12 protein-coding genes and 1 riboswitch are annotated in these 11510 nt (G+C 73.5%); of the genes, 5 read left to right on the top strand and 7 right to left on the bottom strand.

Annotated elements, in window-relative coordinates:
• Window positions 1-36: 36 nt before the first annotated feature.
• Window positions 37-666 carry a hypothetical protein gene (locus ACFCY7_RS37195; protein WP_376490505.1) on the bottom strand — a complete coding sequence of 210 codons (630 nt, stop codon included), beginning with the start codon at window positions 664-666 and terminating at the stop codon, window positions 37-39.
• Between the two features lie 340 nt (window positions 667-1006).
• Window positions 1007-1192, top strand: a riboswitch (cyclic di-AMP (ydaO/yuaA leader).
• Between the two features lie 4 nt (window positions 1193-1196).
• Here ACFCY7_RS37195 and ACFCY7_RS37190 point away from each other — a divergent pair.
• Entirely contained in the window at window positions 1197-2090 is an 894-nt protein-coding gene (locus ACFCY7_RS37190) for a transglycosylase SLT domain-containing protein (RefSeq protein ID WP_376490504.1), read from the top strand.
• Here the strand turns inward: ACFCY7_RS37190 and ACFCY7_RS37185 are convergent.
• The 3 genes from ACFCY7_RS37185 to ACFCY7_RS37175 form a co-directional block, all read right to left on the bottom strand.
• On the bottom strand, window positions 2084-3370 hold the full coding sequence (locus tag ACFCY7_RS37185) for a phosphoribosyltransferase family protein (RefSeq protein ID WP_376490503.1): 1287 nt from the start codon (window positions 3368-3370) through the stop codon (window positions 2084-2086). The two genes, ACFCY7_RS37190 and ACFCY7_RS37185, sit on opposite strands and share 7 nt — an antisense overlap.
• A gap of 210 nt (window positions 3371-3580) precedes the next feature.
• Window positions 3581-4177: a hypothetical protein gene (locus tag ACFCY7_RS37180; RefSeq protein WP_376490502.1), complete on the bottom strand. Its 597-nt coding sequence runs from the start codon at window positions 4175-4177 to the stop codon at window positions 3581-3583.
• Window positions 4178-4317: 140 nt separating this feature from the next.
• Window positions 4318-5082, bottom strand: a complete 765-nt coding sequence (locus ACFCY7_RS37175) for an alpha/beta fold hydrolase (protein ID WP_376490501.1) — start codon at window positions 5080-5082, stop codon at window positions 4318-4320.
• Between the two features lie 158 nt (window positions 5083-5240).
• Between ACFCY7_RS37175 and ACFCY7_RS37170 the strand changes: the two genes are divergently transcribed.
• The 3 genes from ACFCY7_RS37170 (at window position 5241) to ACFCY7_RS37160 (ending at window position 9258) form a co-directional block, all read left to right on the top strand.
• Complete coding sequence (locus ACFCY7_RS37170) at window positions 5241-7772, top strand: SpoIIE family protein phosphatase (RefSeq protein WP_376490500.1); 2532 nt, start codon at window positions 5241-5243, stop codon at window positions 7770-7772.
• A 281-nt stretch (window positions 7773-8053) separates the two neighbouring features.
• Window positions 8054-8302, top strand: a complete 249-nt coding sequence (locus tag ACFCY7_RS37165) for a type B 50S ribosomal protein L31 (RefSeq protein ID WP_376490499.1) — start codon at window positions 8054-8056, stop codon at window positions 8300-8302.
• A 119-nt stretch (window positions 8303-8421) separates the two neighbouring features.
• Window positions 8422-9258 carry an SDR family oxidoreductase gene (locus ACFCY7_RS37160; protein WP_376490498.1) on the top strand — a complete coding sequence of 279 codons (837 nt, stop codon included), beginning with the start codon at window positions 8422-8424 and terminating at the stop codon, window positions 9256-9258.
• 130 nt (window positions 9259-9388) lie between these two features.
• Here ACFCY7_RS37160 and ACFCY7_RS37155 read toward each other — a convergent pair whose 3' ends face one another.
• From ACFCY7_RS37155 to ACFCY7_RS37145, 3 genes are all read right to left on the bottom strand, one after another.
• Window positions 9389-9886: a peptidylprolyl isomerase gene (locus ACFCY7_RS37155; protein ID WP_376490497.1), complete on the bottom strand. Its 498-nt coding sequence runs from the start codon at window positions 9884-9886 to the stop codon at window positions 9389-9391.
• Between the two features lie 125 nt (window positions 9887-10011).
• Window positions 10012-10227, bottom strand: coding sequence for a hypothetical protein (locus tag ACFCY7_RS37150; protein ID WP_362558737.1), 216 nt, complete (start codon window positions 10225-10227; stop codon window positions 10012-10014).
• 7 nt (window positions 10228-10234) lie between these two features.
• Window positions 10235-10870 carry a DUF6629 family protein gene (locus tag ACFCY7_RS37145; protein ID WP_376490496.1) on the bottom strand — a complete coding sequence of 212 codons (636 nt, stop codon included), beginning with the start codon at window positions 10868-10870 and terminating at the stop codon, window positions 10235-10237.
• 99 nt (window positions 10871-10969) lie between these two features.
• On the opposite strand from ACFCY7_RS37145, the gene ACFCY7_RS37140 reads away from it, so the two are divergent.
• The gene (locus tag ACFCY7_RS37140; protein ID WP_376490495.1) at window positions 10970-11491 is read left to right on the top strand and encodes a hypothetical protein; all 522 of its coding nucleotides are present in this window, start codon (window positions 10970-10972) and stop codon (window positions 11489-11491) included.
• Window positions 11492-11510: the final 19 nt, after the last annotated feature.

Here is an 11510-nt window from a genome sequence, read left to right as displayed (position 1 = left end):
TCACGGTCCGGGGCCGTCCGCCGCGGTTCGCGCCCGTCAGCGGCCGGCCTGCGCGGCCCGGTGGATGGTGGCGTCCAGGAGGGCCACGGCGTCGTCCGCCGTACGGCCGGGGGCCCGGTTCCACGGTCCGATGAGATCGCTCCAGCCCCGCGACCGCAGCTCGGTCATGATCCAGGCCGCCGCCTCGTTCATGGTGTCCGCGCTGCCGTGGCCGAGACGGTGCGCGGCGAGCAGGGCGCCGCAGACGCACCGGGCCCCGCGCGCGTCACGCAGCTTGTACGGGGCGTTCTGCCAGCCCCATTCGGTGAGCACCCGGCGGGCGTAGCCGAGGTGGACCGACGGGCGCAGGTCGCTGCGGCCGACACGGCGCCAGACGTGCAGCCGGTCCGGCAGTACGGCTCCGATGCGGCCCGGCAGGCGGGGCTCGGCGGGAAGGGGCGGCGGCAGCGCGTCGAGGGCGTCGGCCACGAGCCGTTCCACCGGCACCGTGAGGAGGTTCCGCCAGCTCTCCGGCTCACGTGGCGGAGCGTCGGGAGCGAGCGGCTCGCCGGTGGTCCGGTCGGCGGTCCAGTCGGTGACGATCCGCTGCCAGACGGCGCTGTCGTAGAGCGCGGCGGCCTCGCGGTCGACGGTGTCGGGGCTTGGCGTGGAGAGGGCGGGCGACATCCGGCGGCTCCTCGGTCGGGGTGGGTCCATCCTTCAGCACGAATGTCGGTTTTGCGACTTTTGCCCTTGACTGCACACCTGCCCGCGGGGGCTTTTCCACCCACTTCCCCATTAACAGAATTACCGTGCATATTCGGACATTGGGAACCTGGTGACGCGACTCACTCTCCCGGTTTCGACCCAATGATCGAAATGTCCGCAGGCCATGGGGCACACGGAAGTTCGACGGGCCGGACGGGCGGCCGATCTTGAATTACCTGAATTACGTGATCCTTTCGCCGCGCCATGGGCCGGCATCCCCTTGTTATCCGCCGCATTACTGGCCTACGGTCACCTCCATTCGAGTGGATCGCCGAATCCTGCCACCGCTCGAAATACCTCCCTTTTCACCCGACGGCAGGAGCGGGGGACCCACGAATACGCCGGTCCGGAAATCCGGAACGGCTCGGGGTGCAGCCGCGTGCGCGCGGCCGGACAGCTCCCGTCCGAACCCGACAGCTCACCCCGCAGGCGCCGGAGAGGAATCCGTCATGCCTGCTCACGGTAAGCACCGCCGCCCCCGACGCCGTCCCGTCTCCCAGGGACTCGCGCTGGCCGGCACGGGCGGCGTCGCCCTTGCCCTCCCGCTGATCACCCCCGCCGTGGCCGGCGCCGCGCCCGTTTCCGGCGCACCGGAATTCACCGCCCGCGCCGTCACTGCCCCCGCCGCAGCCCCCGCCTTCGCGGCGCCGGCCGCCGCCAAGGCTCCCGCCGCCCCGGCCGCTGCCCGCACCTACACCGTCGTCCGCGGCGACTCGCTTTCCCTGATCGCCCAGAAGAAGGGAATTCAGGGCGGCTGGAAGGGCCTTTACCGGGCGAACCGAAGCGCCGTGGGTGACAATCCGTCACTTATTCATCCGGGCCTTGAGCTGACGCTTCGTCGGGATTCCGCGAAGGTCACCCCTGCGCCGGCGAAGAAGAAGACGAGTACACCCGATCGGGCGAGCCGCTCCGAGCGCCGCTCCGCTCCGGCCACCACGGGCGCCTCCGCCGCGCAGGCCGCCCCCGCGGCGGCCCCCGCCGCCGCTCCGGCCCAGGCCGCCCCGGCCGCCGCCACCAACTACGCCGACAACCTCGACGGCTGGATCCGCGAGTCGCTGGCCATCATGGCCCAGCACGGCATTCCCGGTTCGTACGACGGCATCCTCCGCAACGTCATGCGCGAGTCCTCCGGCAACCCCCAGGCCATCAACCTCTGGGACTCCAACGCCGCGGCCGGAACGCCCTCGAAGGGCCTGCTCCAGGTCATCGAGCCGACCTTCCTCGCCTACCACGTGCCCGGCACGTCGATGGACCTCTTCGACCCGGTCGCCAACATCACCGCCGCGTGCAACTACGCGGCCGACCGCTACGGCTCCATCGACAACGTCAACGGCGCCTACTGACCCGGGAAGTGCCCGGCGAACCAGGAGGTGGCGAGCTCCGCCACCTCCTCCAGGGCACCCGGTTCCTCGAAGAGGTGCGTGGCTCCCTCGACCACGGCGAGCCTGTTCTCGCAGCGCAGCAGTGCAGCGGCCCTCCGGTTCAAGTCCAGCACCAGCGCGTCCTGACCACCCACCACCAGGAGCGTAGGGGCACGCACCCCGGCCAGCCGGTCCCCCGCGAGGTCCGGCCTGCCACCGCGCGACACGACGGCGCTCACCACGCACTCCGGATCGGCCGCCGCCCACAGCGCGGCGGCCGCTCCCGTGCTCGCACCGAAGTAGCCCAACGGGAGGCCGGTGGCCACCGGCTGCTCCGCCAGCCACTTCGTGGCGAACGCGAGCCGGCCGGCCAGCAGCGGCGTGTCGAAGACATGCGCCCGGTCGCCCGCCTCGGCCTCGGTCAGCAGATCGAACAGCAGGGTGCCGAGGCCCCGCCGGTTGAGCACCTCCGCGACCGCCCGGTTGCGGGGGCTGTGCCGGCTGCTCCCGCTGCCGTGGGCGAACAGCACGATGCCCACGGCCCCGTCGGGCACGGCGAGCCGCCCCGCGAGCGTGGTGCCGTCGACCACGATCCTCACGTCCGAGTCCCGGACCACAGGGCCCCGTGCCGCGCGGCTCCGGTCCAGACACGCGATGACCTCGGCGTCGGCGGTCTGCTCGAAGTCCCGGTAGAACTGTCCGATCGCGTAGAAGACCGCCGGTACGTGGACGCTGACCGTCTCGTCGGCCTCGCCGCCGAGCCGCGCCGTCCACCCGTGCGGCGCGACCGGGACGGCCAGCACGATCCTGGCGGCCCCCCGGGCACGGACCACCCGGCACGCCGCGAGCGCCGTGGCCCCCGTGGCGAGGCCGTCGTCGACGACGACCACGGTCCGGCCTTCGAGCGGTACGGACGCCCTGCTGCCCCGATAGCGGGCGGCGCGCTCCTCGAGGACGGCGTGCTCCCGTTCCTCCACCGCCGCGAGCGCACGCTCGCCCACCCCGGTGTCCCGGAGCACCCGCTCGTTGAGCACCCGCACCCCGCCCTCACCGAGCGCGCCCATCGCGAGCTCCGGCTGCTGGGGCACCCCCAGCTTCCGTACGAGACAGATGTCGAGCGGCGCGTCGAGGGCGTCCGCGACCTGCGCGGCGACCGGTACCCCGCCGCGTGGGAGTCCGAGGACCACGACGTCATGGCCCTTGAGGTGGTCGAGCCGGGCGGCGAGCTGTCTGCCCGCGTCCGTGCGATCGCTGAAGAACATGGTCCGCCGCCCTTCCGCCTTGCGCGGCCGGGGCCCGGGGAGGAACGGCGTGCCCGTCCCGTGCCCCTCCTTCCAGGGTAGACGCGTCCCCGGTGGGCGGTCGGCGGGTGACCGGGGCGGGCCGGGACCGGGGCGGCGGCCCCGGTTCGGGGGGCCAGGTTCGGGGGACGGGGTTCGGGGGACGGGGTTCGGGGACCGGATCTGCGGCGGTCAGCGCGACTGGAGGGCGTCGAGGGCGACGGCCTGGGCTATCGCGAGCCGCCGGTCGAGCTCCGGGTCCGCTATCTCCAGCACGTACCGGTCGCGCAGACCGAACCGCTTGTCGACGGACATGACGGAGCGTCCGGCCTCCGCGAAGTCGAAGTGGTAGGGGACGACGAAGGGGACCAGGTCCGTGAAGGGCAGGAACTCCCAGGCCCGCCGCAGCAGGGCCACGCCCTGGTGCCGCTCCCGCCCGGTGGTCTCCCCCGCCGCGCCCTCCCTGCTCAGGTGCCATGTGCTGCGCAGCAGGGAGGCCCCGAAGTCCTTGCGGAAGCCCCCGAGCCGGGTCCCGGAGGCGCCGTGCACGTCGTAGGTCGCGCCGACGTCCAGGACCTGGCGGGCCTTGAACGTGAACAGGACCTGGCGCTGGGACTCGTCGGTGTAGAAGGTGACGTGCTCCTTGAGCGCCATTCTCTTCTGGTGGGCGAACGCGACCAGTTCCGCCTCCTCGCCGTCGGGCCCCACGGTGTGCACCAGGTAGCGGTTCGCCATGAGCGTCACCTTCTGGCGGACGAGGAAGCGGTGCTGTGACTGCGCGAGGCCCATCGGGTGTGCTCCTGCTGATCGTGGACGGTCTCCCGGAGACCGTCCCGTGGCGTCGTGACCACGATGATCGCGTGCGGCACAGCCCCGCCGCTGTCCTCGAAAGTCGTCGTTCCCCTCGACCTTCGGATGACCTCCGCGCGTCAGGCGGCGAGGAAGGCCTCGATGGCCTCGGCGAGGGGCCCGGGGGTCTCCTCGGGGGCGTAGTGGCCGGCGTCCTTCAGGACTTCGAGGCGCGCGTTGGGGTACCAGCGCAGCCAGGTCGACTCCATCGCCTCGGTGCCCAGGGCCGGGTCGTGGGCGCCGACCACGAGCAGGACGGGTGTGGGGTTGTCGCGGACGCGCTCGTGGAAGTCGGTGCGGGACCAGGAGTCCAGGTAGGCGCGGAAGGCCGGGGCGGAGGAACGGCCGACGGAGCGGTCGACGAGCGCCGCGAGCCAGGCGTCGTCGTAGCGTCCGCCGGTGGTGTTGTCGATGATCGCCCGCCGGTTCGCCGGCTCCTCGGCCGCGCCGGCGAAGAGCTCCCAGGTCTCCCCGTCGAGGGGGAAGCCCGCCGCGGAGACGGGCGAGATGCCGACGATCGAGCGGATGCGGTCGGGGGCGTCGAGCAGCATCAGCTGGGCGGCCTTCCCGCCCATCGAGTGGCCGATGACGGAGAAGGAGTCCCATCCGAGGTCGTCGGCGACCGCGAGCGCGTCGGCCGCGACCTCCTCCATGGTGTACGCGCCCGCGTGGTCGAGGGCCTCGCCGTAGCCGCGGCAGTCGACGAAGGCGTAGGTGCCGGCGGCGTCGTCCAAATGGGCACGGAGGGGGTCGAAGCTGGTGCGGTCGCCGAACCAGTTGTGCAGCACGAGGGCCCGGGCGGGGCCCCCGCCCTGTACGTCGTACGGAAGAAGCCGGTCCGTCATCGTGCCCCCTGCTCGCGAGGTGGTGGTGCCGCGCGCCGGCGGCGGCGGTCGACGACCGAGTGTGACGGTGCGGACGCGCGCGGTCAACATCGCCGTCCGGAACACGGACCCGCGGGTCCGGGATGCGGGGGCTTTCTCGTCGGGGGCATCCTTGCTGTGTGACCTCGCACGGCACCGCCGACCCCGGCCCGGCGGCCGGCTCCGGACGTCCGTCTGGGAGGGCGGCCGCCGACGGGCCCGCCTCCTCCGCGCTCACCTGGGCGCTCGCGGAGGAGGCGCTGCGCGCGGTCGAGGAGGTCGGGGGGTACGCGGGCGGGGTGTACCTGCGCTCCGGGACCCCGGGGCTGCTGCGGCTCGCGGTGCTCGTGGGACTGCCGGGGCCGTTGTTCCGCCCGTGGTGGCGGATGCACACGAACCGGCCGTTCCCGGTGGCCGAGGTCCACCGTTCGGGCCAGTCGGTCCACCTCCCCGACGTCGAGGAGGCCATGCGCCGGTTTCCCCAGCTGGTGGCCAGCCTGCCGTTCCCCTTCGCCTCGCTGTACGCGCCGGTGGTCGCCGGGCGCGAACGGTTCGGGGTGCTCGTGGCGCTGCGCCCGCCCACCCCCGGCGTGCCGGTGGACGCCCGGGACCGGAACCGGATGACCCGCGGCGCCCTCCGCCTCGGCGAGGCGCTCTCCGACCTGGCCGCCGAGGGGACGGTGGTCGAGTGGCCCGGCGATCCGGTGTGCGTCCAGCTCTCCACCGGGTCCGGCCCGCCGGTCCGGTTCGGGTCCTTCGACTGGGACCTGGACACGGGCACGGTCACGCTCGACGACGGCCTGGTCGAGATCCTCGGGGCGCAGGTCACCTCCCCCTGCTCGATCGAGGTGCTCACGTCCCTGCTCGAACCGGAGGACGGGTACGCGCTGTGGGCGGCGGCCCGGCAGGCGACGGGCGCGGACGGGCGGCCGGCGGTGCGCAGGCTCCGCCTCAAGGCGCCGGACGGCGGCCTGCACCTCCTGGAGGTGTCCACGCGCGCGCGGCGCAGTACGGCGACCGCTCTCGACGGCAGCGGCGGCCACCTCACCGGGACCCTCGTCGACCTGGGGACGGGGCTCGTCGGCTCGGACGCGACGGACCGGCTGCCGCGGGCGATCCTGGCGATCGACCGGCTGGGCCGGATCACGTACGTCAACGAACGCACGGAACGGCTCCTCGGTCGGCCGCGCGGCGCGCTGGCGGGACGGCCGCTCTGGGAGGCACTGCCCTGGTTCGGGCACCCCTTCCACGAGGAGCAGCTGCGCGCCGCCCTGCTCTCCGGCGAACCGGTGCGCTTCCTGGCCCGGCCGGAGCGCGGCCAGTGGCTGTCGGTGTCGCTCCATCCGGGGCGCGACGGCGTCACGATGGTGCTGGTCCCGGAGGAGGATCCCGCGGGTCTCGGGGCCAGGGCCCGGGGCGGCCGGCGGGCGGACGACGGGCTCTCCGCGCCCGGTGACCGGGCGGCGGCCCTGTACCGGCCGGTGGCCCTGGCGATCGCGCTGACCGAGGCGGTGACGGCGCGCCAGGTGGCGGCGGTGGTGACGGAGGAGCTGCTGCCGGCGTTCGGCGGGCGGCAGCTGGCCATCTACCTGCTCAGCGACCGACGTCTGTACCTGGCCTGGGAGACGGGGTTCCCGCCGGGGTTCCTCGAACCCTTCGACGGCGTGGCCCTGGACGCCCGGCTGCCCGGGGTGGAGACGCTGACGTCGGGCCGGCCGCTGTTCTTCGAGTCGATGGAGCAGCTGGGCCGCGCCTATCCCGACCTGCCGATGGACGCGCACTCGGGAGCCCGGGCGTTCCTGCCGCTGATCGCCTCGGGGCGCCCGGTGGGCTCCTGCATCCTCGGCTTCGACCGGCCGCGCGGCTTCAGCCCCGAGGAGCGCACCGTGCTCACGGCACTCGCGGGGCTCATCGCGCAGGCCCTCGAGCGGGCTCAGCGGTACGACACGGAGTCGGCGGTCGCGCGCGGGCTCCAGGACGCGCTGCTGCCGCACCGGCTCCCGGTGCGGGACGGCGTGGACACGGTGGGCCGCTATCTGCCGGGCACCCAGGGCATGGACGTCGGCGGCGACTGGTACGACGTGATCGAGACGGGCCAGAGGCGGCTCGCCCTGGTCATCGGCGACGTCCAGGGCCACGGCGTGGCGGCGGCCGCCACGATGGGTCAGCTGCGCAGCGCCGTCCGGGCGTTCGCGCTGGGCGGGCACCGTCCGCAGGACGTCATGCGGGGCACCAACCGGTTGCTGATCGACCTGGACCCCGGCCAGTTCGCGAGCTGCTGCTACGTGCTCCTGGACCCCGAGACGGGCGAGGCGCGGGCAGTACGGGCCGGCCATCCGCAGCCGCTGCTCCTCCAGCCGGACGGGACGACGGAGACCGTGGAGCTGGCGGGCGGGGTGGTCCTCGGGGTCGACGACCGCGCCTCGTACCCGGTGACGCGGCTGCGGCTCGCCCCCGGCGCGGTGCTGGCCCTGTTCACGGACGGTCTGGTGGAGCGGCCCGGCCGGGACATCGACGAGGGGATCGAGCGGTTGCGCCAGGCCCTCGCCGCGACCGGCTCGCTGGCGCTTCCCGAGGCGGCCGACCGGCTGATCCGGGAGGCCCGCCAGGCCACGGCCCGCCCCGACGACATCGCGCTGCTGCTCGCGGCGCGCTGGCCGGGCGGCACCTGAGACGTCGGCCGACCGCGCCCGAGGCCGAGCCACGCGCGCGTGCACACGAGCACGCGGGCACGCGGGCACGCGCACCCTCCTGCCCGTCCCGTCTGCCCGTCTGCCCGTCTGCCCGTCTGCCCGCAGCGCATCCACCGCACTGATCCCGGGGCCTCCTCCTTTCACCCGATCGGGCCCGCGGCGCTGGTCCGTCGCCGTCGGCACGGGGAGGCTGGAGGGGTGCCGTGCCGAGACGGCCGGACACGCCGGACACGTCTGGGCGGCAAGCCCGAGGAGGACACGTGCAGCAGGACAAACAGCCCGAGTACGGCCCCGTGGTCTTCCGCGACCGCTCGGCCGGGTACGCGTTTCTCACCCGGTCCACGGCGACGAGCGACCGGACCATCGAGTGGGACGACGGGAAGACGTACCCGGTGATCGACGTCGAGATCTCCTCCGAGAGCCACCCGTTCTACACGGGCACGGCGCGGACCGTGGACTCCGAGGGCCGGATCGCCAAGTTCGAGCGCCGCTACGGCGAGGAGAGCTGAGCTCTCCGGAATCCCGTTCCCGAAACTGGCCAGAAGGTGGCCAGTTCGCCTTCCAGGATGAGGTCACGAAGACGGCGGAGCGCACACGCTCCGCCGATGACTCCCTGGAGGGGACTGCTGTGATCGTGGTGACCGGAGCGACCGGAAACGTCGGACGACCGCTGGTGGAGCTGCTGGCCGCGGCCGGCGAGGAGGTCACGGCGGTGAGCCGCCGACCGGCCGAGGGGCTTCCCGCAGGGGTGGCGCACCGGCAGGGCGACCTGGCCGATGTCGACGGTCTCAAGGGGCTGTTCGAGGGTGCCGACGCCGTCTACCTGCTCGTCGGGGGGCTCGGGGACGAGCTGCGCCCGGACGAGATCGTCGCGGCGGCGGTGGCCTGCGGAGTGCGGCGGATCGTGCTCCAGTCCTCGCAGTTGGCGGGGACGCGACCCGAATCGGCGTCGCACGCGATCCTGCGGGCGTTCGAGACGGCGGTCCGCGGGTCGGGGCTGGAGTGGACCGTCCTGCGTCCGGGCGGTTTCGCCTCCAACGCGTACCTCTGGGCCGAGGGGGTGCGCTCCGCCCGTACGGTCGCGGCGCCGTTCGCCGACGTGGCGCTGCCGGTGGTGGACCCGCTGGACATCGCCGGCGTGGCGGCCGCAGCGCTGCGGGACCCGGCGCACGCGGGGCGTACATACGTACTGACCGGCCCGGTCCCGGTGTCGCCTCGCGAGCAGGTGCGGGCCCTCGCCGACGCGCTGGACGCTCCGGTGGAGTTCGTCGCGCTGAGTGCGGCCGAGGCCCGGTCGCAGCTGGTGCGGTTCCTGCCGGAGGAGGCCGTCGACGGGATGCTGTCGGTGATGGGCGAACCCAGCGCGGAGGAGCAGAGGGTGAGCCCCGACGTGGAGCGGGCGCTCGGAAGGGCGCCCCGGGCCTTCTCGGCGTGGGCGGAGCGGAACGCTCCCGCCTTCGCCTGAGGAGTCGGTGCCGGTGGGCCCGGCTCACACGGCGGAGGCGGGGGCGCGCGTCCGATGGACGGCGCTCCCCGCCCCGGCCGGGTGGGCGCGCGAGGGCGCGGGGCGCCCTCGGCTCAGCTCGGGAAGGCGATCAGGCCTTCACGATGCCGGACTCGGAGACCTTGATGACGGCGCTGGTGGCGCCGGAGCGGGAGCCGAGGCCCTCGATCTTCTTGACCAGGTCCTGGCCCTCGACGACCTCGCCGAAGACGACGTGCTTGCCGTCGAGCCAGTCGGTGACGATCGTGGTGATGAAGAACTGCGAGCCGTTGCTGTTCGGGCCGGCGTTGGCCATCGAGAGCAGGAACGGGCGGTCGTGCTTCAGCTTGAAGTTCTCGTCGGCGAACTTCTCGCCGTAGATGCTCTTGCCGCCGGTGCCGTTGCCGCGGGTGAAGTCGCCACCCTGGAGCATGAACTGCGGGATGACGCGGTGGAACGGGGAGCCGGCGTAGCCGAAGCCCTTCTCGCCCGTGCAGAGCTCGCGGAAGTTCTGCGCCGTCTTCGGGACGACGTCGTCGAACAGCTTGAAGGTGATGCGGCCCGCGGGCTCGTCGTTGATGGTGATGTCGAAGTAAACGTTGTCGCTCATGGGGACATCCTGTCATTACTCGCGCACTGCGCGCGCACGGGCTGCCTCCTCCCGGGTCACGGCGTGCCGGTGCCCCGCGATCCGTCAGGACCGCGGGGCACCGGTCGCCACCTGGGAGGGAGGGGTCAGAGCAGCCCGCCGGGGGCCTGGCCCTGGAGGGCGCCCTCGGCGCCCTGGACGGTGTCGTGGAGGACGGTGGCGGCTCCCTGGTCCTCCTGGAGGAGGCCGGTGGCGCCGCCCAGCGGGCTCTCTGCGGCGTTCGCCTGCGGCGGCGGGGTGACGAGAGCGGTGACGACGCCTGCGGCGAGGGAGGCGATGGCGAGCATGCTGCGCTTCTTCATGCCCGGGTCAACTACTGAGACGCCGAGGGGTTACGGTCGGCCGCCGTCGGATCCGGAAGAGCAGCAGGAGCGAGGCGACGGCGGCGAGGGCGCACCACGTGGAGGCGAACGCCGCGCTCCACAGGACCGCGCAGACGATCGCCCCCGATCCGGTGACGATCCCGAGGGCCCGCAGGGCGCGGTCGCGGGCCAGCAGCAGGGCGCCGACGGTGGCGAGGAGGTAGCCGGCCATGACCAGGGGTGCGTACGGCAGGTCGACGGCGTAGCCGAGGGTGCGGCCGCGGATCTCGGCGGAGACGGGGTGGGTGGCGAGGCGGTGCGCGAGGAAGGCCGAGGTCACCACGCCGGCGGCGAGCGGTACGCGCAGCCGCGGGCGGTCGGCGGGGCGGGCGGCCGCCATGACGCCCGCTGACACCCAGAGCGGCAGGAGCGGGAGGGCGATCACGGCCCAGGCGAGGGTGGCGGGACCGGTTCCGCCTCCGGCGTGCCAGACGGCGGCCTCGACGACCTGATGGGCCCCCAGGAGCAGCGGCAGGGCGGCGAGGAGGGCGTCCGCGGGGCGGCGCACGGAGGCGAGCGAGGCCACGCCGACGGCGGTGATCCCGAGGCCCGCCCAGAGGTCGGCCGTCGCACTCCAGCACATAGCGGATTTTTACCCCATATCGGGTGGAACCGTACGCTTGTGGTGGATGTCTCAGCCAGTGACACCACTGTCCCCGAGCAGGAGAAATTGGGGGACGTCATGCAGCACCGTCACACCCTCGCGGCCGTCGCCGCGGGAATCCTCCTGACCGCCGGGATCGGCGCCACGATCCCGGCAGGCGCCTCGGACGCCCCGTCCCGCGCCTCCACGACGCCGACCACGTCCCTGGTCGTCAACGCCCGCTGGGGTGGCCACCCGACGTTCGACCGGCTCGTGATCGACGTGCGGGGCGCGATGCCCCCCGTCTCCGTACGCCAGGTGAGCGCGCTCCACTACGACGGTTCGGGCAACCCGGTACCGCTCGCGGGGAAGTACTTCCTCTCGATCACGCTCTCCCCCGCCGCAGCCCACGACGACACCGGACGGTCCGTCTACCAGGGTCCCCGGCTGCTGAAGATCCATCTGCCCGCGCTCAAGGGGGTCGCCCTGACCGGCGACTTCGAGGGCGTGGTCTCCATCGGAGCCGCCTTCGACACCAAGCCCGCCTACAAGACGTTCACGCTCCACTCGCCCGAGCGCTTCGTGATCGACATCGCCCACCCGGTCGGCTGCCGGGCCTGAGACGGCAGCGCGGCGGGGC

Source organism: Streptomyces sp. NPDC056361 (assembly GCF_042262805.1).
Taxonomy (GTDB): Bacteria; Actinomycetota; Actinomycetes; order Streptomycetales; family Streptomycetaceae; genus Streptomyces.
This window is presented reverse-complemented; position numbering and strand designations above follow the sequence as displayed.

Coding starts and splice junctions, on each gene's coding strand:
- ACFCY7_RS37195 (WP_376490505.1), bottom strand. CDS start 666: ATGTCGCCCGCCCTCTCCACGCCAAGCCCCGACACCGTCGACCGCGAG.
- ACFCY7_RS37190 (WP_376490504.1), top strand. CDS start 1,197: ATGCCTGCTCACGGTAAGCACCGCCGCCCCCGACGCCGTCCCGTCTCC.
- ACFCY7_RS37185 (WP_376490503.1), bottom strand. CDS start 3,370: ATGTTCTTCAGCGATCGCACGGACGCGGGCAGACAGCTCGCCGCCCGG.
- ACFCY7_RS37180 (WP_376490502.1), bottom strand. CDS start 4,177: ATGGGCCTCGCGCAGTCACAGCACCGCTTCCTCGTCCGCCAGAAGGTG.
- ACFCY7_RS37175 (WP_376490501.1), bottom strand. CDS start 5,082: ATGACGGACCGGCTTCTTCCGTACGACGTACAGGGCGGGGGCCCCGCC.
- ACFCY7_RS37155 (WP_376490497.1), bottom strand. CDS start 9,886: ATGAGCGACAACGTTTACTTCGACATCACCATCAACGACGAGCCCGCG.
- ACFCY7_RS37150 (WP_362558737.1), bottom strand. CDS start 10,227: ATGAAGAAGCGCAGCATGCTCGCCATCGCCTCCCTCGCCGCAGGCGTC.
- ACFCY7_RS37145 (WP_376490496.1), bottom strand. CDS start 10,870: ATGTGCTGGAGTGCGACGGCCGACCTCTGGGCGGGCCTCGGGATCACC.
- ACFCY7_RS37140 (WP_376490495.1), top strand. CDS start 10,970: ATGCAGCACCGTCACACCCTCGCGGCCGTCGCCGCGGGAATCCTCCTG.